General features: G+C 74.9%; 17 protein-coding genes. 8 read left to right on the forward strand and 9 right to left on the reverse strand.

Features of this window, described 5'->3' with window-relative positions:
• Positions 1–63 precede the first annotated feature (63 nt).
• Positions 64–1,242, reverse strand: coding sequence for a kynureninase (locus ANAEK_RS16510; RefSeq protein ID WP_012527275.1), 1,179 nt, complete (start codon positions 1,240–1,242; stop codon positions 64–66).
• Positions 1,239–2,036, reverse strand: coding sequence for a tryptophan 2,3-dioxygenase (locus ANAEK_RS16515; protein WP_012527276.1), 798 nt, complete (start codon positions 2,034–2,036; stop codon positions 1,239–1,241). The genes ANAEK_RS16510 and ANAEK_RS16515 overlap by 4 nt, the downstream gene beginning before the upstream one ends.
• A 246-nt stretch (positions 2,037–2,282) precedes the next feature.
• Here ANAEK_RS16515 and ANAEK_RS16520 point away from each other — a divergent pair, with 246 nt between their 5' ends.
• Together ANAEK_RS16520 and ANAEK_RS16525 are read left to right on the forward strand one after the other, a co-directional pair.
• On the forward strand, positions 2,283–3,341 hold the full coding sequence (locus tag ANAEK_RS16520) for an NAD(P)-dependent alcohol dehydrogenase (protein WP_012527277.1): 1,059 nt from the start codon (positions 2,283–2,285) through the stop codon (positions 3,339–3,341).
• Positions 3,342–3,419: 78 nt separating this feature from the next.
• The gene (locus ANAEK_RS16525) at positions 3,420–4,157 is read left to right on the forward strand and encodes a RibD family protein (protein WP_012527278.1); all 738 of its coding nucleotides are present in this window, start codon (positions 3,420–3,422) and stop codon (positions 4,155–4,157) included.
• 10 nt (positions 4,158–4,167) lie between these two features.
• Here the strand turns inward: ANAEK_RS16525 and ANAEK_RS16530 are convergent, their stop codons facing one another.
• The 3 genes from ANAEK_RS16530 to ANAEK_RS16540 are packed head-to-tail and all read right to left on the reverse strand — an operon-like array spanning position 4,168 to position 7,354.
• Entirely contained in the window at positions 4,168–4,980 is an 813-nt protein-coding gene (locus tag ANAEK_RS16530; protein ID WP_012527279.1) for an ABC transporter permease, read from the reverse strand.
• Positions 4,977–5,729, reverse strand: a complete 753-nt coding sequence (locus ANAEK_RS16535) for an ABC transporter ATP-binding protein (RefSeq protein WP_012527280.1) — start codon at positions 5,727–5,729, stop codon at positions 4,977–4,979. Before ANAEK_RS16535 ends, ANAEK_RS16530 begins: the two co-directional genes overlap by 4 nt.
• A complete protein-coding gene (locus ANAEK_RS16540) occupies positions 5,726–7,354 on the reverse strand; it encodes a sodium:proton antiporter (protein WP_012527281.1) in 1,629 nt (542 codons plus the stop codon). Before ANAEK_RS16540 ends, ANAEK_RS16535 begins: the two co-directional genes overlap by 4 nt.
• Positions 7,355–7,556: 202 nt before the next feature.
• On the opposite strand from ANAEK_RS16540, the gene ANAEK_RS16545 reads away from it, so the two are divergent.
• The 4 genes from ANAEK_RS16545 to ANAEK_RS16555 all read left to right on the forward strand — a co-directional run bounded on the left by ANAEK_RS16545 (position 7,557) and on the right by ANAEK_RS16555 (position 10,506).
• Positions 7,557–8,474, forward strand: coding sequence for a LysR family transcriptional regulator (locus ANAEK_RS16545; RefSeq protein WP_012527282.1), 918 nt, complete (start codon positions 7,557–7,559; stop codon positions 8,472–8,474).
• 105 nt (positions 8,475–8,579) lie between these two features.
• Positions 8,580–9,455, forward strand: coding sequence for an amidohydrolase (locus ANAEK_RS16550; protein ID WP_232288244.1), 876 nt, complete (start codon positions 8,580–8,582; stop codon positions 9,453–9,455).
• Positions 9,416–9,841: a hypothetical protein gene (locus tag ANAEK_RS23420; RefSeq protein ID WP_232288245.1), complete on the forward strand. Its 426-nt coding sequence runs from the start codon at positions 9,416–9,418 to the stop codon at positions 9,839–9,841. Before ANAEK_RS16550 ends, ANAEK_RS23420 begins: the two co-directional genes overlap by 40 nt.
• The gene (locus ANAEK_RS16555; protein ID WP_012527283.1) at positions 9,838–10,506 is read left to right on the forward strand and encodes a trimeric intracellular cation channel family protein; all 669 of its coding nucleotides are present in this window, start codon (positions 9,838–9,840) and stop codon (positions 10,504–10,506) included. The genes ANAEK_RS23420 and ANAEK_RS16555 overlap by 4 nt, the downstream gene beginning before the upstream one ends.
• Positions 10,507–10,520: 14 nt before the next feature.
• On the opposite strand, the gene ANAEK_RS16560 is transcribed toward ANAEK_RS16555, so the two are convergent.
• Together ANAEK_RS16560 and ANAEK_RS16565 are read right to left on the reverse strand one after the other, a co-directional pair.
• On the reverse strand, positions 10,521–10,742 hold the full coding sequence (locus tag ANAEK_RS16560; RefSeq protein WP_012527284.1) for a hypothetical protein: 222 nt from the start codon (positions 10,740–10,742) through the stop codon (positions 10,521–10,523).
• Between the two features lie 171 nt (positions 10,743–10,913).
• Complete coding sequence (locus ANAEK_RS16565; protein ID WP_012527285.1) at positions 10,914–11,117, reverse strand: cold-shock protein; 204 nt, start codon at positions 11,115–11,117, stop codon at positions 10,914–10,916.
• Positions 11,118–11,601: 484 nt separating this feature from the next.
• Here ANAEK_RS16565 and ANAEK_RS16570 point away from each other — a divergent pair, with 484 nt between their 5' ends.
• The gene (locus ANAEK_RS16570; RefSeq protein ID WP_012527286.1) at positions 11,602–12,573 is read left to right on the forward strand and encodes an alpha/beta fold hydrolase; all 972 of its coding nucleotides are present in this window, start codon (positions 11,602–11,604) and stop codon (positions 12,571–12,573) included.
• Positions 12,574–12,613: 40 nt separating this feature from the next.
• Here the strand turns inward: ANAEK_RS16570 and ANAEK_RS16575 are convergent, their stop codons facing one another.
• Together ANAEK_RS16575 and ANAEK_RS23650 are read right to left on the reverse strand one after the other, a co-directional pair.
• The gene (locus ANAEK_RS16575) at positions 12,614–13,210 is read right to left on the reverse strand and encodes a bifunctional 2-polyprenyl-6-hydroxyphenol methylase/3-demethylubiquinol 3-O-methyltransferase UbiG (RefSeq protein ID WP_012527287.1); all 597 of its coding nucleotides are present in this window, start codon (positions 13,208–13,210) and stop codon (positions 12,614–12,616) included.
• 133 nt (positions 13,211–13,343) lie between these two features.
• A complete protein-coding gene (locus ANAEK_RS23650) occupies positions 13,344–13,877 on the reverse strand; it encodes a hypothetical protein (RefSeq protein WP_304411946.1) in 534 nt (177 codons plus the stop codon).
• 391 nt (positions 13,878–14,268) lie between these two features.
• Between ANAEK_RS23650 and ANAEK_RS16585 the strand changes: the two genes are divergently transcribed.
• Entirely contained in the window at positions 14,269–22,506 is an 8,238-nt protein-coding gene (locus ANAEK_RS16585; protein WP_232288246.1) for a GH36-type glycosyl hydrolase domain-containing protein, read from the forward strand.
• Positions 22,507–22,544 lie beyond the last annotated feature (38 nt).

Below are 22,544 nucleotides of genomic sequence, written 5' to 3' on the forward strand. Positions count from 1 at the left end.
AGGCTGGTGCGCCCGGGGTTGCACGACCGTGACCTTCCGTTGACGGATTGTTCGGCCATCATCTCATGGCTCGACCCGGAGCTCCCGCGCCGCCTCGCCCAGCCGCTCGACGGCGGCCTCGAGCTGCGCGTCGTCGAGGTAGGGCGCCGGGCCGAGCCGCAGGTGGCGCCCGCGGCTGTCGGCGAGCACGCCGCGCGCCGCGAGCGCGCGCTGCAGGGCCGCCGCGCGGGGGGTGTCGAGCGCCAGGAACGCACCGAACCGGTCGAGCGGCGTGCTGCGGTCGCGCCCCACCAGCGCGTCGTCCAGCCCCAGCGCGTCGAAGCGCGCCGCGAGCAGGTCCACCTGGCGCCGGTAGCTCGCGCGGAGCGCCTCCGGGGTCAACCCCTGCTCGCCGAAGAAGTCCATCACGCGCGCGGCGCGGTAGTGGCTGGTCGGATCGTAGGTCGAGCCCGCGAACGCGGCGGCGCCGCGGCCGTACGGGACGAGGCCGGGGCGCGCCGCGTCCGCCAGGGCGTCGAACTCGGCGTACCAGCCGGTGACGGCCGGCCGCAGCCCGCGCGCGTGCGGCGGCAGGCGCAGGAAGCAGTTCCCCTCGCCCAGCTGCAGGTACTTGTACCCGCCGCCCACGATCCAGGCCGACCCGAGCCCCATGGCCGGGAGCGCGAACGGCATCGCGCCGAGCGCGTGGTAGGCGTCCACCAGCAGCTCGACCCCGCGGGCCGCGCACGCCTCCGCGAGCCCTCCGAGGCCGGGGACGATCCGCGCGTCCTCGTACAGGACCGCCGAGACCAGCACCGCGGCGGTCCGGTCGCCGGCGCGCGCGGCCAGCCGCTCGGCGAGCGTGTCCGCCGGCCGCGCCGGGACGACCTCCACCTCGAGCCAGTCCTCGCCGAGCCGGGCGAGCTGCCGCCGCAGCGTGTGGAACTCGCCGTCGGTCGTGACCAGCCGCCGGCGCCGCCGCAGGTCGAGCGCCGACAGGAACCGCAGCGCCAGCTCGTGCGTGCTCCCACCGAGCGCGAGCTCGCCGCCGGGATCGGCGAGCAGCGCCCGGAACCCCTCCCGCACCCGCTCCGCCTTCGCGAGCGCCTGCCCCCACTTCCCGTCCACCTCGCGCGCCGCGTCCTCGAACGCCTCGAGCACTCCCTCCCGCGCGACGTCCGGCCAGGCCTGGTGCGAGTGGCCGGTGAGCAGCAGCCGCTCCGCCACGCGGAACCGCGTGTAGTGGCGCGCGAGCGGGTTCACAGCGCGCCCCGCACCGCCCACAGGTCGGGGAACGCCGGGGTGAACAGCGTCGTGCGCAGGTACTGCGCGCCCGCCGAGCCGCCCGTACCCGGCTTGTCGCCGATGGTCCGCTCGACCATCTTCACGTGCCGGTAGCGCCACTCCTGCACGCCCTCGTCGAGGTCCACGAAGCGCTCGCACACCAGGGCCGCCTCGCCGTCGGCGCGGTACACGTCCAGCAGCACGCGCTGGACCGCCTCCGACGGCGGGCGCCACCCCGCCGCGGGCGCCTCCGGGACCGGCGGCACCGCGAAGCCCTGGGTGGCGAGGTAGCGCAGGAGCGAGTCGAACAGCGACGGCGCCGCCATTGCCGCCGCGATCCGCGCGTGCCCCGGACCGCCCGGCGGATAGGGCGCGAGCATCCGCTCGTCCCGGCGCCCGAGCATCGCCTCCAGCACCCGGAACTGCGCCGACTGGAACCCGCTCGCCGCCTCCAGGCGGCTGCGGAACGCGGTGAACTGGCGCGGCGTCATGGTCTCGATGACGTCCACCTGGGACACGACGGTCTTCAGGATGGTGAGGACGCGCTTCAGCGTCGCGAGCGCGTGGCCGCCCTCGCCCCGGTGCAGCCGCTCCTGCAGGTAGGCCAGCTCGTGGACCACCTGCTTGAACCAGAGCTCGTAGACCTGGTGCACCACGATGAACAGCAGCTCGTCGTGCTCCTCGGAGCGCGGCCGCTGCGCCGAGAGCAGCTCGTCGAGCGCGAGGTACGAGCCGTAGGTCAGGGCCGCCGAGTGGGCCGAGGGATCGGTCATGCGTCCTCCGGCGGGGATGCCTAACACGGGCCGGGGCGGTCCGCCCCGCCGCGCTCCGTCGGGGACGCGGCGCCGCCCGGCCGGACGTGCCGGCGCCCGTGGACGGCGCGCGCCGCGCCGCGCACCGTGAAGCTTTCATGAACGGCCCATGCGCGATCCGCCCGTTTCGTGGCGCCGCGCGCGCGCGTAGCTTCCTCCCGCCGCCCGGTTCCCGGTGGAGCCGCGGCGAGCCCCGGAGGAAGCCACATGTTCCACGCCAAGGCGTACGCCGCCACCAGCCCGACGTCCCCGCTCGCCGCCACCACCATCCCGCGCCGCGACCCGACCCCGCGCGACGTCCAGATCGAGATCCTCTACTGCGGCATCTGCCACTCCGACCTGCACACCGTGCGCAACGAGTGGAGCAGCCTCGCGTCCACCGTCTACCCGTGCGTCCCGGGCCACGAGATCGTCGGCCGCGTCGCGAAGGTCGGCGCCGAGGTGACGCGGTTCTCGCCCGGCGACCTCGTCGGCGTCGGCTGCATGGTGGACTCCGACCGCACCTGCCCCGAGTGCCGGGCCGGCCTCGAGCAGTTCTGCCCGGGCCAGGTCCTCACCTACGGCGCGCCGGACCGGCACCTCGGCGGCGTGACCTACGGCGGCTACTCCGGCAGCGTCGTGGTGGACGAGCACTTCGTCCTGCGCGTGCCCCCGAACCTCGATCTCGCCGCCGCCGCGCCGCTCCTGTGCGCCGGCATCACCACCTGGTCGCCGCTGCGGCACTGGGGCGTGAAGGAGGGCAAGAAGGTCGGCGTGGTCGGCCTGGGCGGGCTCGGCCACATGGGCGTGAAGTTCGCGCGCGCGCTCGGCGCGCACGTGGTCGTCTTCACGACCTCGCCCGGCAAGCGCGAGGACGCGCTCCGCCTCGGCGCGCACGAGGTGGTCCTCTCCCGGGACGCGAACGCGCTGCGCAAGCACGCCGGCAGCTTCGACTTCATCCTCGACGCGGTCGCCGCAGACCACGACCTCAACGCGTACGTGAACCTGCTCCGCCGCGACGGCAACCTGACGCTCGTCGGTGCGCCGGAGAAGCCGCTCCCGGTCGCCGCGTTCGGCCTGCTCCTCGGCCGCCGCAGCATCTCCGGCTCGCCCATCGGCGGCATCGCCGAGACGCAGGAGATGCTCGACTTCTGCGGCACGCACGGCATCACCGCCGACGTCGAGGTGATCCCGATGCAGCAGGTGAACGAGGCCTACGAGCGGATGCTGCGCTCGGACGTGAAGTACCGCTTCTCGATCGACATGGCCTCGCTCCAGGCGGGGTGAAGGCCCGCGCCGGCTCCCGCGCGGCGGTAGGATCGCGCCGCCGGGGGCCGGGCCCGCGGTGAGACGGAGGTCGCGACGATGCCCCCGAAGCCCTCCAGGTCGTCCGGCCGGTCCGGGAGGCCGTACGTCATCTGCCACATGGGCCCGTCGGTGGACGGGCGCATCGTCACCGACGGCTGGCCGCGGTCCGCGCGGCTGAGCGCCGAGTACGAGCGGATCCACGCCGCCCTCGGCGCCGACGCCTGGATCATCGGTCGCATCTCGATGGAGCCGTACGCCGGGCGGGCGCCGCTGCCGCCCCGGGCCCGGGGCCGCCTCCCACGCACCGACTTCATCGCGCGGTCGGACGCGCCCTCGTACGCCATCGCCCTCGACCCATCGGGCAAGCTGCGCTGGGAGTCGGGCGCGATCGACGCGGACCACGCCGTCGCGATCCTCACCGAGCGCGTCCCGGACCGCTACCTCGCGTTCCTGCGCGACCGCGGCGTGTCGTACCTGTTCGGCGGCAAGGACCGGATCGCGCTGCCGGCGGTGCTGCGCAAGCTCCGCGCGCGCCTCGGCATCCGGCGGCTGCTCCTCGAGGGCGGCGGCAAGATCAACGGGTCGTTCCTCGCCGCCGGGGTCATCGACGAGCTGAGCCTGCTCGTCGCGCCGGTGGCCGACGGGAGCGTCGGGACGCCCGCCCTGTTCGACGCGGGCGAGCCCGGGCCCAGGCTGCGCCTGCGGCTGCTGTCGGCGGAGCGCCGGCCCGGGGACCTGCTGTGGGTCCGGTACCGCGTCGCGAGCGCGGCCGCGCCCGCCCGCCGCCGGTCCTGACCCGGCGGCCTCAGCTCACCGTCTCCGCGCTGTAGCGCGCCAGCAGGCCGGTGCGGACCGCGTACCGGTAGACGCGGACGAACGCCCACCCCGCGAGCACGATGGTCCCGGCCGCGAGGAGCGCCCCCTGCCCGAGCGCGGTCCACGACACCGGCCGGCCGGCCGTGAGCGCGCGCAGCTGCTCGAAGACGTACGACGGCGCGAGCAACCAGGACACGGCCTGCATCCAGCGCGGCAGCGTGGCGATCGGGTAGAACACGCCCACGAACGGCGAGAGCACCGCCGGGATGGGCCAGATCAGCCACTCGGCCGCCGGGCCGAGGCGGAGCACGATGGCGCAGCCCAGGATCCCGAGCGCGATCCCGAACATGAACAGGATCAGCAGCGCCGGCAGGATGGCGAGCCCGTAGGCGACGAACGAGAGCCCGAACGCCGCGGTGGCGAGGCCGAGCATGACCGCGAGCCCGAGCGTGCTCGTGAGCACGCTCGACACCACCAGGCCGGAGACGTACTCGCCGGTGGTGATGGGGGTCGCGAACACGTTCAGGAAGTTGCGCGACCACACGTCCTCGAAGAACGCCATGGTCACGCCGTGCATCACCCGCGAAAAGAAGTCCCAGAGCAGCACGGCGCCCAGGAGCAGCGGGACGAAGTCGAGCCCCGACGCGGCGACCTGGTTCAGGTAGCGGGAGATGAACCCCCAGAGCACCACGTCGATCGCCACCCAGGCGAACAGCGGCAGGATGCGCGCCGGGCTCCCGCGCAGCAGGTACGCCTGCCGCAGCACCACCGCCGCCACCCGCCGGAGGCGCCGCGCCGTCACGGCTGCTCCAGCGCGAGCGGCTCGCGCGCGACGGTGATGAACAGGTCCTCGAGCGACGCGCGCCCGTGCTCGCCGGGTAGCGTGCGCGGGTCGCCCTCCAGCAGGATCCGGCCGTGGGACAGGAACAGCACGCGGTCGCAGACCTCCTCGACCTCGCGCATGTTGTGCGAGGTCCACAGCACCCCCTGCCCCTCGCGCGCGGCGACGCCGCGGATCCGCACCCGCAGCTCGCGCGCGACCGCCGGGTCGAGGGACGCGGTCGGCTCGTCGAGCAGGAGGAGCCGCGGCGCGTTCAGCATCGCCTTCGCGATGGTGACCCGCGACTGCTCGCCCGACGAGAGCACGCCGGTCTTCGTGTCGCGGAACGGGACGAGGTCCAGCTCCGAGAGCAGCGCCTCCACGCGGGCGCGGACGTCCCGGACGCCGTAGAGCAGCCCGAACACCGTCAGGTTCTGCGAGACCGTCAGGTTCCCGGGCAGCGGCGCGTACACCGCCGCGAAGCTGGTGCGCGCGAGCGCGTCGGACCGCCGCCGCGCCAGGTCGACGCCGTCGATCCAGATCCCGCCGGAGGTCGGCGCGAGCACGCCCAGGATCATGCTGATGGTGGTGGTCTTGCCCGCGCCGTTCGGGCCGAGCAGCCCCACGATCTCGCCGGGCGCGACGTGGAACGAGATCCCGTCCACGGCCGGGGTCGCGCCGTACGCCTTGCACAGCCGCTCGACGCGCAGGATGGGGCCGGGCCCGGTCACGAGGCCTCCGGCGCCTCGTCGCGCGCCAGCCGCCGCAGGCTCAGCTCCTCGAGATCGAGCTCCTCCTCGACCCGCTGGAACGCCGCGTCCCCGATGGTCCCCTCGGCGCGCAGCGACAGGAGCCGTCCGCGCTCCGCCTCCACCGCCCGGCGGGCCACGGCCGCGCCCTGGGTGCGCGGCCCATCATCGGCCTCGCCCGCAGGCGCCTCCGCGGCCTCGCCGCGCAGCTCCGCCTCGGCGCCGCGGAGCATCACCTCGTAGCGTCGCCGCAGCACGCGCGAGAGCTCGTCGCCCGCCGCCCCGTCGGTCGCCGACAGGCCGGCGCGCAGCGTCTCGACCCGGGCGAGCCGGACCTCCCGATCGACCGAGCGATCTCCCTCGAGCCGCAGCGCGCGCAGCAGCGGGCGGAGCGTCATCCCCTGCAGGACGAGCGTCCCGAGCACCACCGCGAACGCGGTGAACACGACCAGGTCCCGGTGCGGGAACGCCGGCGCGCCCCGGCCGCCGGTGGGCAACGCCAGCGCCGCGGCGAGCGTCACGATGCCGCGCATTCCGCACCAGCCGACCACCGCGGCGCCGCGCGGCGAGAGCCCGATCGCGTCGGGCCGCTCCGGCGTCCCGTCGCACGCCGGCCGGCAGCGCAGCCGGCTCACCGCGGCCGTGGCCGACACCCACGCGATGCGCGCCACGATGGCGGCGAGGCACACCGCCCCCGCCACGCCGGCGTACCGGAGGAGCGTGGCCGCGTCGATCCGCCCGAGGATCGCCTTCAGCTGGAAGCCCACCAGGATGAACGCGAGCACGTTCAGCACGAAGACGGCGAACCCCCAGACCGCATACGAGGGGATGCGGACGCGCGCGGCCATCTGCCCCGCGGCGCGCTGGGCGCTCGCCATGGCGAAGACGACGACGGTGAGGATGCCCGAGAGGTGGAGCCGCTCGGCGAGCATCCAGACCGCGAACGTCCCGCAGAACTGGACCACCACGGCGATGGGCACGTCCTCGATGCGCGCGATGAGCGGCGGGATCACGCGGGCGAGCGCGTACCCGAGCGCCACGCTCCCCACCGTCGCGACCAGCAGCAGCGGCAGCGCCGCGAGCGGCGAGAGCGCGCCCGCCACCGCCGCGCCCACCGCCAGGCGGTAGACGAGGAGCGCGCTGGCGTCGTTGAACAGGCTCTCGCCCTCGAGGATCACCATGAGGCGGTGCGGGGGGCGGAGCTGCCCGAGCACCGCGGTCGCGGCCGCGGCGTCCGGGGGCGCCACGATGGCGCCGAGCGCCACCGCCACCGCCCAGGGCATGCCCGGCACGAGCGCGCGGGCGACCACGGCCACCACGGCGACCGTGAGCGCGACCGCGCCGACCGCCAGCCCGGCCACGGTGCGCCAGCTCGCCCGAAGGTCGCGCTGGGACGCGTCGTAGGCGGCATCCAGGAGCACGGGCGCGACGAAGAGCGTGAGCGCGAGCTCCGGCTCGAGGACCAGGGTCGGCGTGCCCGGCACGAGCGCGAGCGCGGCGCCGGCGAGCGCCACCAGCGCCGGGTACGGGGTCCCGATCCGCCGGGACAGGGCCGTGAGGGCCGCGCCGGCGAGGAGCAGGCCGATGATGATCTCGAACACGAGCATGCGAGCCGGACGCCCCCCGACCCGGCCAGCCGCCGCGGGCGGGTCGTCGCCACCATTCTGTCGCGACACGTCCCCGCCGTGCCGTGAAGATTTCCCGAACGCCCCATGCGCGTTCCGGGGCACCGACGCTCCCCCGTCGGCCGATGGAGGATCGTAGGATCCGGGCGGCCGCACCGGCACCGGCAAGGAGAGGACGCGCACCATGGCCTTCACGCCGCTCAACGCGCTCAACTCGTTCATCGCGGTCGCGCGGCGCCGGAGCTTCGCCGCGGCCGCCCGGCAGCTCGGCGTCTCCACCTCCGCGCTCAGCCAGTCGGTGCGGCAGCTCGAGGCGCGCCTCGGCGTCACCCTGCTCACGCGGACGTCGCGCACCGTGGCGCTCACCGACGCGGGCCAGCGCCTGCTCGAGAACGCGGGCGCGGCGGTGGATCAGGCCGTCGAGTCGCTGAAGACCGTGACCGTCCAGCCCGGCGAGGTCACCGGCCGCGTGCGGCTCACCGTGCCCAGCACCGCCGTGACCCCCGTCCTCGCCCGCCTGCTGCCCCGCTTCATCGAGCGGCATCCGCGCGTCGAGGTGGAGGTGCAGGTGGAGAACCGGTTCGTGAACATCGTCGCCGAGGGGATCGACGCCGGGATCCGCCTCACCGAGGCCATCGAGCGCGACATGGTCCAGGTGCGCCTGACCGAGGCCGGCCGCTTCGTCGTGGCGGGCGCGCCCTCGTACGTCGCGCGGCGCGGGACGCCGGAGCGGCCGCAGGACCTCCTCCAGCACGACTGCCTGTGCATCCGCTCGAGCACGCACGGCGGGCTCTACGCCTGGGAGCTCGAGCGCGGGAGGAAGTCCTGGCGCGTTCCCGTCCGGGGGACCGTGACCACGAACGACCCCGAGCTGATGCGGGCCCTGGCCGTCGCTGGCGTCGGCCTCCTCTACATGTTCGAGCCGGAGATCCAGGACGACCTGCGCAGCGGGAGGCTTCGGCTGCTCCTCGAGCCCTACGCCGCCGCGGTGCCCGGGTTCTTCCTCTACTTTCCCAGCCGGGCGCAGGTGTCCCCGGCGCTCCGGGCCTTCGTGGACGTGGCGCGGGAGCTGGCGGGGAAGCCGAGGCAGCGGGCGGGCTGAGTCCCGCGAAGGAGGATGCTCGCCTGAGTCGCCAGGCGGGGGCGGACGCGGACTACGATCGACGCGGCCGCCGTGGCCTGTTCCACGGATTGCTGCGAGGGAGACATGACGGACGCTCGAGGGATGGACGGACTGCTCGCCCCGCTCGATGGGCTGCTGCCGGAGCTGGAGACGCTCTACACCGACCTCCACGCGCACCCGGAGCTCTCGATGCAGGAGACCCGCACCGCGGGGATCGCGGCGGAGCGGCTCGGCGCGGCGGGCTTCGAGGTGACGACCGGGATCGGGAAGACCGGCGTGGTCGGCCTGCTCCGCAACGGCGACGGCCCCACCGTCATGCTGCGCGCCGACATGGACGCGCTGCCGGTGAAGGAGCTGACCGGGCTGCCCTACGCGAGCGACGTCAACGCGACGGACGCGGAGGGCAGGAGCGTCCCGGTGATGCACGCCTGCGGCCACGACATGCACGTGACCTGGCTCGCCGGGGCAGCGGCGCTGTTCGGCCGCGCCCGCGACGCCTGGCGGGGAACGCTGCTCGCCGTGTTCCAGCCGGCCGAGGAGATCGCCACCGGCGCGCAGGCGATGATCGACGACGGGCTGTTCACGCGCTTCCCGAAGCCCGACGTGGTGCTCGGGCAGCACGTCATGGTCGGCGCGGCGGGCGTGCTGGGCTGGCGCGCGGGCGTCATGACCTCCGCCGGCGACAGCCTGCAGATCCGGCTGTTCGGGCGCGGGGCGCACGGCTCGATGCCCCAGGCCAGCATCGACCCGGTGGTGATGGCGGCGGCCACGGTGCTCCGCCTCCAGACGATCGTCTCCCGCGAGCTCGCGGCGAGCGAGGCGGCGGTCGTCACAGTGGGCGCGCTGCAGGCCGGCACGAAGGAGAACGTCATCCCCGACGAGGCGCTCATCAAGCTGAACGTGCCACGTTCGACGAGGGCGTGCGCACCCGGGTGCTCGCCGCCATCGAGCGCATCGTGAAGGCCGAGGCGGCCGCCTCGGGGGCGCCCAGGCCGCCGGAGATCACGCCGCTCGATCGCTACGGCATGGTCCAGAACGACGCGGAGGCGACCCGCCGCGTGGTCGAGGCCTTCGGGCGCAGGTTCCCGCCGGAGCGGGTCCGGGAGGTCTCGCCCACGTCGGCGAGCGAGGACTTCGGCTGCTTCGGCGCCCAGTGGCACGTGCCGTCCGTGTTCTGGTTCGTGGGCGGGACCGATCCCGAGACCTACCGGAAGGCCCGGGCGGCGGGCCGGATGGGAGAGATCCCCACCAATCACAACCCGCGCTTCGCGCCGGTGCTCCACCCGACGCTGCGCACCGGCGTGGAGGCCGCGGCGTCGGCGGCGATGGGCTGGCTCGCGCCGTGACCGTCACGCAGTTCACGGTCGACCTCGGCGTGCTCCCGGTGGCGCTCGACCTGGGCGGCACCTTCGTGTTCGCGCTCAGCGGCGCTGCCGCCGCGGTGAAGCACCGGCTCGACGTCTTCGGGGCGCTCGTGCTGTCCCTGGTGGCGGCGAGCTCGGGCGGGATCATCCGCGACGTGCTCATCGGCGCCATCCCCCCGGCCGCCCTGGCCGACTGGCGCTACCTCGCGATCTCGCTCCTCGCCGGGGTGGTCGTGCTCGCGGCGCACGCCACGGTGGACCGGCTCCGGAACCCGGTGCAGCTCTTCGACGCCGCCGGCCTGGCGCTCTTCGCGGTCGCCGGCACGCACAAGGCGCTCGTGTATCACCTCCCGGCGCTGCCCGCCGCGCTGCTCGGCACGCTGACCGGGATCGGGGGCGGCGTCGTGCGCGACCTGCTGGTGGCGGAGGTCCCCACCGTGCTGCGGGCGGAGATCTACGCCGTGGCCGCCCTGGCCGGCGCGACGGTGGTGGTGGTCGGGAGCTGGCTCGGCGTCCCATCGCCGATCGCCACGACCACCGGCGCGCTCCTCTGCTTCGGCCTCCGCTTCATGGCCCTGCGCCGCGGCTGGCGCCTGCCCGTCGCCGGCGCCTCCGACCCCTGGGGCGGCGGCTCGCCGCCGGGGTGAACCGTCGGAGCGACTCAGCCCTCCCGGGTGGACCGCCCGAGCAGCTCCGCCTTGTCGATGGCCGCGCGAAGCGCCTCGGACGGCTCGCGCGTGCGGTCCCCGTCGCGCAGGAGCCGCTGCGCCTGGCTGACCGCGCGCGCGAACTCGAGGTTCCCCAGCATGCGGTCCGGCTCGCCGGTGAGCCGCTCGGTGAGCTTGCGGAGCCGCGCCTTCATCTCGCCGAAGTTCTCGTTCATGTCTCTCTTCTAGGCTCGAGGTGGGGGGCGCCGCTCGTCGACGCGGAACTGGCCCTTGCCGGGCGGGCATGGGCGCGAGCGTCCGGCGCCGCGGATCCCAGGAACGGCGAAGCCCGGCCTGGTGGGGCCGGGCTCCGTCTCCGCTGCGAAGCGGATCAACAGGTCAGCAGATCAGAGCGGACGGACGTTGGCCGCCTGCAGGCCCTTCGGGCCCTTGGTCACGTCGAACTCGACCTTCTGGCCCTCGGCGAGGCTCCGGAATCCCTCGGACTGGATCGCGGTGTGGTGGCAGAACACGTCCTCGCCGCCGCCGTCCTGGGTGATGAAGCCGAAGCCCTTCGCATCGTTGAACCACTTCACGGTACCGGTAGCCATCTCTCTCACGACACTTTCTTCGTTCTCGAGCGGCGATGTTCGCCGTCGTGCCCTGCCCAGCGTGGGCCGGGAAGCCTGCTGTATAGCGTTAACTTTTTGTAAAGTCCACCCGTCCGGCCGCGCGGCGACGAGTTCCCCCCTTCGGAGGCGACTCGGGGATCGACGAGCGGCGGACACCGAGGAGCGTCGGCGGGTACGGGTCGAGCGCGGTGATCCTTTCGATGTCGGGGGTCCGCGGTCAGGAGAGCCACGCACGGTCTCGCGGACAACCACACAGCCGGGGAATGCGGCGAAACGCTCGGGCGCACCGTTCACGTTCGGTGATCGAGGTCGGGGAAGGCTGCCGCAGGTCTCAGGCCATCGGGTGCGCGCGGCGAGCCCTGGCATCGCCGCGCCACGACGCGCGGCGGGCGGTGAACCGGCGCCGGCGTCCCGCCTGGGTCGTCCGCGATGAGATCCGGCCGGCTACGACGTCGAGGGCCACATGACCACCCACCCCGACGCGTTCGCCGCGCGCCCTCGCACTCCTCGATCGCGCACGCGACCTCATCCGCGCGCCCTCGCCACCCTCGCCAGCGTGCTCTGCGCCTGCGCGGCCGCCGGCACCCAGCACACCTCCAGCCTCGAGAGCCCCGCCATGAACGCCCCCGCACGCCCCCGCTCCTCCGGATACGCCGACGTCGACGGCCTGCGCCTCCACTACGAGATCCGCGGCACCGGCGGGACGCCGCTGGTCCTCCTGCACGGCGGCCTGCACAACACCGCGCTCGACGCCCCCGTCGCCGAGCGCCTCGCGGCGCACCGCCAGGTGATCTCGGTGGACCTGCAGGCCCACGGCCGCACCGCCGACGTGGAGCGGCCGCTCCGCTTCGAGCGGCTCGCCGACGACGTCGCCGCGCTGCTCGGCCAGCTCCGGATCCCGCAGGCCGACCTCCTCGGCTACTCGCTCGGCGGCGGGGTCGCGCTGAGGACGGCGATCCAGCACCCCGAGCGCGTCCGCAGGCTGGTCCTCGTGTCGGTGCCGTTCTCCGACGCGGGGTGGTACCCCGAGGTGAAGGTGGGGTTCCAGCACCTCGGCCGCGCGCTCGCAGAGCCGATGCGGCCGTCGCCCGCGTACCAGACGTACGCGGCCATCGCGCCGAACCCCGCGCGCTTCGGCGACCTGCTCGACAAGCTCGGCGAGCTCGAGCGGCGCCCGTACGACTGGTCGGCGGACGTCGCGAACGTGGCCGCGCCCACCCTGCTCGTCTACGCCGACGCGGACGCCATCCGGCCCGAGCACGTGGTCCAGCTCTTCCAGCTGCTCGGCGGCGGGCGCCGCGACGCCGGCCTCGATCGCAGCGGCGTCTCGAAGGCGCGGCTCGCGATCCTCCCCGGGCTCACGCACTACGACGTGTTCGAGTCGCCCGCGATGCCGGCCGCCGTCGAGCCGTTCCTCGACGCGCCGGAGGGGTGACGCGACGTCCCGGCGGGCGGGCGCCGCGTACGCGCGATCATCAGGCCGCCTGCAGCAGGTGCCACATCGGCTTCGCGTTCTTCAAGGGGCGCGGGAGCCGCGCCTCCCGCGCCGGCTCCGACCGCACCAGCTGCCACGACGACCCGAACGCCGACGAGAGGTCCTCGGCGCTCGCGCCGCGGGGCGCCGGACCGCGCCACCCCGGCGCGAACGCGAACAGCAGCATCACCGCGTCCGGGGCGCGAAGCGCGGTCACGCCCTTCACGTACGCCGCGCGCTCGGGATCGCTCAGCCCGTGGAAGCAGCCGGCGTCGAGCAGCAGGCGGTACCCCGGCGAGAGACCGAGCGCTTCGAGCCGCGTGACGTCGCCCGCCAGGAGCTGCACGCCGACGCCGGCGCGCGCTGCCCGCCGGCGCGCGTCCTCCAGGGCGGCGGTCACCCGGTCCACCCCGGTCACGCTCCAGCCGTGGCTCGCGAGGTAGATCGCGTGCGCACCCCGCCCGCAGCCCAGGTCGAGCGCCCTGCCCGGCGGAAGGGCGCGCGGCCCTTCGACGAGCGCCTGGAGCTCCGGGGGCAGCGGCTGCCCTTCCCATGGAGTGAACCCGAGCCAATAGGCCAGCCGGTAGGGAGTGCCCATCGGGCAGGTTCCTAGCCCCGTGCTCCCGGCCAGCACCAGCGCCGGGCGGGTCAGGCGACGAGGCCCTCCCGCAGCTTCACCTTGCCCGCGGCAAGAGCGCCAGCGAGCACCGGCAAGGACGCTCGAGGCCCGGTTACCGGTTCGTCCCCGGCGGCGGCAAGGTCTGCTGCGGAGGCGGAGGCGGCGGCGCTTCGCTCGGCGCCCCCGTCCCGGTCGAGCCGGGCGCGTCGCTGCCCATGCCGGAGCCCGACGCCGCGGACGACGGGTTCACGGCCACCGTCACCGCGGCCGGTCCGTTGGCGGACGGCTCGTAGACGACGCGGGCCTCTGCGCCCTCCCGGATCTGGTCCACGGAACCCTGGCGGCCCTCGATCTCGACCCGCGTCCGATCGTCCACCTTGAACCGCATGGCACCTCCGGAGCGAGGCTGCAGCACGATCTCGTCGGTCCGGACCTGCGTCACCACGCCCGCGGCGAGCTGCTGATCCCGCACGCTGCGCTGCGTCTGCGCGGCGAGCCCGCTCACGGCCGCCTGCTGGTGCTGCTGGGTCTCCTGCGCCGCCCGGGAGGTCTCCTGCTTCGCCTGGGTCTGGAGCTGCTGCGCCTTCAGCTGCTCCTGCCGGAGCTTCACCTGGTCGCGCTCCAGCTTCGCCTGATCATCCCGCACCTGCGCCTCCGCCGCGGCGGCCCGCTTCGCCTGCTCGGCTGCCGCGGCCTGCGCATCCTGCGCGCGCTTCAGGGCCGCCTCGGATTGCCTCTGCTCCGCTGCGACCTCCCGCGTCGCCGGATTCGGGCTCTCGCTCGCCTGCCGCGTGCTCGCACAGCCCAACAGCAGGGCCGTGCCCGCCATCAAATAGCTCGCTGCTCTCATGGCTCTCCCCCCGAGACGCAAGATGGGGGTCTACCCACCCGCCCGCAATGACGAGGCGCGCGCCCGGGCCACGGCTCCGACCTCCGATCCGCGGGGGCGCCGCCGTGCGCGACGTACTAGATCTCCTGCACAGCCCGCCGCATCTCCGATGACGCGCCGACTGCCGTCCCGGGAGGGTGCGTTGTTCGTGGCGTCCAGGCTCGAGTCGTCCTTCTTCCGCAGATCGCGCGGCGGCGCAGTCAGCGCTCCCCTGAAGCCGTTCCGCGACGAGCTGCTCAGCCTCGAGCGCCTCGACGAGCGCGCCCGCTCGCTCGCTGCGCGCTTCACGGTGGATCCGTCGGGCCGCGCGGCGCGGACCGTCCTGCCGCGCTTCGAGGACAACGTCCGGGCGCTGCGCGACGGCTACCGCTCGCTCGCCGGCGACGTGCGCCGCGGCGAGTTCGTCACGCCGGCCGCCGAGTGGATCCTCGACAACTACCACCTCGTCGCGTCCGAGATCCGCGACGTCCGCCAGAACCTCCCGCGGCGCTACTACCGCGAGCTGCCCAAGCTCGCCGCCCGCGAGGAGGCGGGGAGCGCCCGCGTCTACGCGCTCGCGGTCGAGCTCATCCGCCACAGCGACAGCCGGCTCGACCGCGCCCAGCTCGTGCGCTGGCTCGACGCGTTCCAGACGGTGGCGCCGCTCACCATCGGGGAGCTGTGGGCCTGGCCGAGCATGGTGAAGCTCGCGCTCGTCGAGAACCTCCGGCGGCTCGCGGACGAGACGCTCGCCGCCCGCGCGGGCCGCCGTGCCGCGGACGCGTACCTGGCGCGCTTCGACGCCGCGGGACGCCGCTCCGCGCCGCCCTTGCCGCGCGCGCTGCCCCCCGCGCTCGTCGTGCAGCTCCTGCAGCGGCTGCGCGAGTACGGGCCGCGCCTCGCGTCGGTCCGGAGCGACCTCGATCGGCACCTCGCCGCGGACCACCACACGGCGGAGGAGGCGATCCGGAGCGAGCACCAGCACGAGGCCGTCGCGCAGGTCTCGGTCGCGAACGTCGTCACGAGCCTGCGCCTCTGCGCCACCCTCGACTGGACCCGCTTCGTCGAGAGCGTCAGCCTGGTGGAGCGGGTGCTGCAGCGAGATCCCGCGGGCGTCCACGCGCGGATGGACTTCCTCACCCGCGACCGCTACCGCCAGGCGGTCGAGGAGCTCGCCGAGCCCACCGGTGAGGCGCAGGTCCGCGTCGCCCTGCGCGCGGTCGAGAGCGCGCGCGAGGCGGCCGAGACCGAGGGACCGGGCGCGCGGGCCGCGCACGTCGGGGCCCACCTCATCGGGAAGGCGCGCCGCGAGCTCGAGGTGGACGTGGCCTGGCGCCCGGGCCCGAGGAAGGCGCTGCGGCGGTTCGCGTTCGCGCACGCGACGGCGGCGTATCTCGGCGCCATCGCGCTCGCGACGGCGGCGCTGGCCCTCGCCGGCGCCGCGTACGCGCGACAGGCCGGCGCCTCGACGCCGGCCCAGGTCGGCCTGGCGCTGCTCCTCCTGCTGCCGGCGAGCGAGGTGGCCGTCGCGCTCGCCCAGCGCCTCGCGGCGCGCTTCGCCCCGCCGCGGCGCCTCCCCCGCCTCGACCTGTCGGCGGGGATCCCCGAGGACGCGCGGACGCTGGTGGCCGTCCCGACGCTGCTCACGAGCGTGGAGGGCGTCGAGCGGCAGCTCGAGCACCTCGAGGTCCTCGCGCTCGGGAACCTCGACCCCCACGTCCACTTCGCGATCCTCGGGGACTTCGCCGACGCACCGTCCGCGGACGCGCCCGCGGACCCGGGCATCCTCGCGGCGGCCCGGGGCGGGATCGCGGCGCTGAACGTGCGGCTCGGCGAGGGCAGGAACGACCGGTTCTTCCTGCTCCATCGCGCGCGCCGCTGGAATCCGGCCGAGGACGTGTGGATGGGATGGGAGCGGAAGCGCGGCAAGCTCCAGGAGCTGAACCGGCTGCTCCGCGGCGCGACCGACACGAGCTACGTCGTGCAGTCCGGCGACCTCGCCGTCCTGCAGCGCGTGCGGTACTGCATCACGCTCGACTCCGACACGCGCCTCCCGCGCGACGGCGCGAAGAAGCTCGTCGGCGTCATCGCGCATCCGCTCAACCGCCCCGTGCTCGATCCGCGCTCCGGCCGCGTCACCGAGGGCTACGGGATCCTGCAGCCGCGCGTCAGCGTCACGACCGCGAGCGCGTCCAGCTCGCGCTTCGCCCGGATCTTTGCGGGCCACACCGGCGTGGACCCCTACACCACCGCGGTCTCCGACACCTACCAGGACCTGTTCGGCGAGGGCAGCTTCACGGGCAAGGGGCTGTACGACGTGGACGCGTTCACGGCGGCGCTCGAGGGGCGCGTCCCGGACAACACCCTCCTCTCCCACGACCTGTTCGAGGGCCTCCACGCCCGCACCGGGCTCGTGACCGACGTCGAGGTCGTGGACGACTACCCCTCGAGCGTCCTCGCCCACGCGCGCCGCCAGCACCGCTGGACCCGCGGCGACTGGCAGATCCTGGGCTGGCTGCTGCCGTTCGTGCGGACGACGGCGGGCCTCGCGAGGAACCGCCTCCCGCTCATCGCGCGCTGGAAGATCTTCGACAACCTGCGGCGCGCGCTGCTCGCGCCCGCGACCGTCGGCCTGCTCCTCGCCGCCTGGCTCGCGCTCCCGGGCAGCCCGGCGCTCTGGACCGCCGCGATCGTGGCGTCGCTCGCGCTCCCCCTCGTCCCGCTCGTGCTCGAGGCCCTCGGCGGCCCAAGGCGCCACCAGCCGGTCCGGGCGTTCCTGCGCGCGCTCGCCGAGGACGCGGCGGCGACCCTGGCGCGCGTCCTGCTGCAGCTCACCTTCCTCGCGAACCAGGCGTACGCGATGGCGCACGCGATCCTGGTGACGCTGATCCGCCTCGCGATCACGCGGCGCGGCCTGCTCGAGTGGGAGACGGCCGCCGCGAGCGCCGCGCGAGGCGGGGGGCTCGAGGCGCGGTCGTTCCTCGTCGGCATGGCCGCGGGGCCCGCGATCGCGTTCGCGGGTGCGGGCCTCGTCGCCGCGGTGCGGCCGGCGGCGCTGCTCCCGGCGGCGCCGCTGCTGCTCCTCTGGGCGCTCGCCCCCCTCGTGGCCCACCGGCTCTCGCAGCCCATCGCGGCGCGGGATCGCGAGCTCGACCCGGAGGACCGGCGCTTCCTCCTCGGCGTCGCGCGCTCGACCTGGCGGTACTTCGACGCGTTCATGGGGCCGGACGATCACCACCTCCCGGCGGACAACTTCCAGGAGGCCCCGGACCGGATCGCGCACCGGACCTCGCCCACGAACGTCGGCATGGGTCTCCTCGCCACGCTCGCCGCGCACGACCTCGGGATCGTCTCGACCGGCGGCCTCCTCGAGCGCATCGACGCCACCCTCACCACGATGGAGGGGCTGGAGCGGCTCGAGGGGCACCTGTTCAACTGGTACGACACCCAGACCCTGGCGCCGCTCCCGCCCCGGTACGTCTCGACCGTGGACAGCGGCAACCTCGCCGGCGCGCTCATCGCGGTGTCCGAGGGGCTCCGCGGGCTCGCGCGCGGGCCCGCGCCGGACGGCGCGCCCGAGCGCCTGGAGGATCTCGCGCGCCGCGCGGCGGCGTTCGCCGACGGCATGAGCTTCCGCTTCCTCTACGATCCGCGCCGGGACCTGTTCGCGATCGGCTACCGCGCCGCCGACGCGGAAGGGCCCGGCCGGCTCGATCCGGCTCACTACGACCTGCTCGCCTCGGAGGCCCGCCTCGCGAGCTTCATCGCGATCGCGAAGGGCGACGTCCCGGAGAAGCACTGGTTCCACCTCGGCCGCGCGGTCACCAGCGTGCACGGCGGCCCGGCGCTCCTGTCCTGGAGCGCCACGATGTTCGAGTACCTCATGCCGCTGCTGCTCCTGCGCAGCTACCCGGACACCCTGCTCGACGAGAGCTGCCGGCTGGCGGTGCGGCGGCAGCGGGACTACGCGGCCGAGCGCGGCAGGCCGTGGGGGATCTCCGAGTCCGCCTACGACCTCGTCGACCACCACGGCAACTACCAGTACAAGGCGTTCGGCGTCCCGGGGCTCGGCCTGAAGCGCGGCCTCGGGGACGAGCTGGTGGTCGCGCCGTACGCGACCGCCCTCGCCGCGCTCGTCCACCCCACCGCGGCGGCGGCCAACCTTCGCCGCCTCGAGCGGGAGGGCCTCCTCGGTGCGTACGGCTACTTCGACGCGGTCGACTACACGCCGAGACATCCGGAGGAGACGGACGCCGCGCCCGGGCGCGCCGATCGCGGGGGCACCATCGTCCGGACCTACCTCGCGCACCACCAGGGGATGACGCTCGCGGCCATCGCGGGCGCGCTGCAGGCGAACCGCATGGTGGAGCGCTTCCACGCCGATCGCCGCGTGCAGGCGACGGAGCTGCTCCTGCAGGAGCGCGTGCCGCGCCACGCGGCGGTCATCCTGCCGCGGCCGGACGAGGTGGCGCGCGTCGCCGCGCCGATCCCGCCGGCGGCCGCCCGCCGCTTCCGCTCGCCCGAGACGACCTTCCCGCACGCGCAGTTCCTCTCCAACGGCAGCTACACCGCCGTCGTGACGAACGCGGGCGGCGGCGCGAGCTTCTGCCGCGAGCGCGCCGTCACGAGGTGGCGCCAGGACGCGACGCGCGATCTCGGCGGCCAGTACCTCTACCTCCGCGACGTCCGCAGCGGCCGCGTCTGGTCCGCGACGCACCAGCCGACCGCGCGGGCCGGCGGGGACGAGGTGGTGACGTTCACGATCGACAAGGCGACGTTCCAGCGGACGGACGACGACATCGCGACGCGCCTCGACGTCGCCGTCTCCCCCGAGGACGACGTCGAGGTGCGCCGGCTCGAGGTGACGAACCACGGCGATCGCGCCCGCGAGCTCGAGGTGACGAGCTACGCCGAGATCGTGCTCGCGCCGGGCGCCGACGACCTCGCGCACCCCGCGTTCGGCAAGCTCTTCGTCGAGTCGGAGTACGTGCCGGAGTCCAGCGCGCTCGTCCTCCGGCGCCGGCGGCGCGCGCCGGAGGAGGCCGAGGTCTTCGCGGTGCACGTCATCGGGCAGGAGGGCCGGACCCAGGGCCCGGTGGAGTGGGAGAGCGACCGCGAGCGCTTCCTCGGGCGCGGCCGCGGCCCCGAGGATCCGCAGGCGCTCGACGGGCGCGCGCTCTCCGGCACGACCGGCGTCCTGCTCGATCCCATCGTGAGCCTGCGCCAGCGCGTGCGGCTCGCGCCCGGCGGCGTGGTGAGGCTGTCGTTCTCGACCGGCGTCGCCTCGAGCCGGGAGACCGCGCTCGCGCTGGCGCAGCGGTACCACGACCCCACCGCCGCCGCCCGGACCTTCGCGCTCGCGTTCGCGCACGCGCGGAGCAGGCTCCACCACCTCGGCATCTCGAGCGAGGAGGCCCTGCTCTTCGAGCGCCTGGCCTCGCGCGTGCTCTACGCCGACGCCTCGCTGCGCCCCGCCCCCGAGCTCCTCGCGCGGAACACGCTCGGTCAGGAGGGCCTGTGGGGGCACGGGGTCTCCGGCGACCTGCCGGTCCTGCTGGTGCGGATCGTGTCGGACGCGGATCTCGCGCTGGTCCGGCAGGTCATGCAGGCGCAGGAGTACTGGCGCCTCGAGGGGCTCCGCGCGGACGTGGTGCTCCTGAACGAGCACCCGGTGAGCTACCTCGACGAGATGCACGGGCGCCTCGCGGCGCTCCTCGACGACGGGCCGTGGCGGGCGTGGAAGCACAGGCCGGGCGGCGCGTACCTCCTGCGAGGCGACCGGATGAGCGAGGCGGAGCGCCTCCTCCTCTGCGGCGTGGCCCGGGCGGTCCTCACGGGCGGCGCCGGCTCCCTCGCGCACCAGCTCGATCACGCGCCGGTGCCGCGAGAGGCGGCGCCGCTGGCGCTCGACCCGCCCGCGCCGCGCAGGCCCGCGCTCGCGCCGGCCGCGCAGCCCGAGATCCCTCCGCTCGCGCTCTGGAACGGCCTGGGCGGCTTCGCCGACGGCGGACGCGAGTACGTGATCGTGCTCGAGGGCGCCGAGGAGACGCCGCTCCCCTGGGCGAACGTCATCGCGAACCCCGGCTTCGGGACGGTCGTCACGGCGTCGGGCGCGTCGTTCACCTGGTCCGAGAACAGCCGCGAGAACCGCCTCACGCCGTTCGCCAACGATCCGGTGAGCGATCCCACCTCCGAGGCGATCCTCGTCCGCGACGACGAGACCGGCGCGTCGTGGTCGCCAACCCCCGGGCCGCTGCCCCGCACCGGCGCGTCCGGCCGGTTCGTGATCCGCCACGCGGCGGGCGTGACCCGCTTCGAGCGCGCCACGAACGGCGTGCGGCACGCGCTCGACGTCTTCGTGGACGCCGCGGACCCGGTGAAGCTCTCGCTCCTCACGCTCACGAACGAGAGCGGCGCCACGCGGTCCCTCTCGGTCTTCTCCTACGTCGAGTGGGTCCTCGGCCCGCCGCAGGGCGGCCAGAACCTGCACGTCGTCACCGGGCAGGACGCCGAGACCGGCGCGGTCCTCGCCACGAACACCTGGAACCACGAGTTCGCCGGGCGCGTCGCGTTCGCCCACGCCAGCGAGGCGCTCCGGTCGGCGACCGGCGATCGCACCGCCTTCATCGGCCGGAACGGCTCGCTCGGGCGGCCCGCGGCGCTCGACCTCGCGGCCCTCCCCGCGCGCTTCGGAGCGGGGATCGATCCGTGCGCGGCACTGCAGGTCGGCGTCGTGCTCCAGCCGGGCGAGACCCGGCGCATCGTGTTCCTCGTCGGCGAGGGGAGAGACGTGGCGCACGTCCGGGAGCTCGTCGGACGCAACGGTCGCCCCGAGGCCGCGGCGGCCGCGCTCGCCGCCGTGACCGCGGCGTGGGAGGACACGCTCGGCGCGGTGCAGGTCCGGACGCCCGACGATTCCTTCGACATCCTCGTGAACCGGTGGCTCCTCCTGCAGGACCTCTCCTGCCGGATGTGGGCCCGGACCGGCTACCACCAGCCCGGCGGCGCGTTCGGCTTCAGGGACCAGCTCCAGGACGCGATGGCGCTCACCACGGCGCGGCCGGCGCTGGTTCGCGCGCACCTCCTGCGGGCGGCGGCGCGGCAGTTCCGCGAGGGGGACGTCCAGCACTGGTGGCATCCGCCGGGCGGGCGCGGGACGCGCACCCGCTGCTCGGACGATCTCGTCTGGCTTCCCTACGCGGTGGCGCACTACGTCGAGACGACCGGCGACGCCGCGGTGCTCGACGATCGCATCCCGTTCCTCGACGGGGAGCCGCTCGCCCCGGGCGCCCACGACGCCTACGCCCAGCCGCGCGTGTCGGACGAGGAGGGCTCGCTCCTCGAGCACTGCGCGCGCGCCCTCGACCGCGGGATCACCTCGGGGGTCCACGGGCTGCCGCTGATGGGGAGCGGCGACTGGAACGACGGGATGAACCGCGTGGGGAGCGAGGGGCGCGGCGAGAGCGTCTGGCTCGGCTTCTTCCTCCACGCCGTCCTCGCCGCCTTCGCCCCGCTGTGCGCCGCGCGCGGCGAGCCCGATCGCGCGGCGCGCTACCGCGCCGAGACGACCCGGCTCGCCTCGGCGCTCGAGCGGAGCTGGGACGGCGAGTGGTACCGGCGCGGCTACTACGACGACGGCGCGCCGCTCGGCTCGGCGTTGAACGACGAGTGCGCCATCGACTCGATCGCCCAGTCCTGGGCGGTGCTCTCCGGCGTCGCGCCGGCGCGCCTCGCCGACCGGGCGATGGACTCCGTCCGGACGCACCTGGTGCGGCGCGGCGCCCAGGTGGTCGTGCTGCTCGCGCCGCCGTTCGACCGATCGGCGCAGGAGCCCGGCTACATCAAGGGCTACCCGCCCGGCGTGCGCGAGAACGGCGGCCAGTACACCCACGCCGCCGCGTGGGTGGTGATGGCGCTCGCGAAGCTCGGGAGCGGCGACGAGGCGGCCGAGCTGTTCCACATGCTGAACCCGGTGAACCACACCCGCACCGGCGCGGACGTCGCGCGGTACCGCGGGGAGCCGTACGCCGTCGCAGGCGACGTCTGCGCCCACCCCGAGCACGCCGGGCGCGCCGGCTGGACCTGGTACACGGGCTCGGCCGGCTGGCTGTACCGCGCCGGGCTCGAGAGCATCCTCGGGCTGCGCCGGCACGGCGGGACGTTCGAGCTGGATCCGTGCATCCCGGCGTCGTGGCCCGAGTACGGGATCACCTGGCGCCTCGGCTCGACGCGCTACGAGATCACGGTCGCGAACCCCGAGCGGCGGTGCCGCGGGATCGCCGTGGCGGAGCTGGACGGCGTCGCGGTGGACGCATCGGCCATCCCGCTCGCCGACGACGGTCGGACGCACGAGGTGCGGTTGGTGATGGGGGCCGGCCAGCGGGCGTCCTCGATCGCCGCGCGCTGACGTCGCCACGCGGCGCGGTCGAGGGGCGGTGCTCCGGG

The sequence above is a fragment of the Anaeromyxobacter sp. K genome, assembly GCF_000020805.1.
Lineage (GTDB): Bacteria > Myxococcota > Myxococcia > Myxococcales > Anaeromyxobacteraceae > Anaeromyxobacter > Anaeromyxobacter dehalogenans.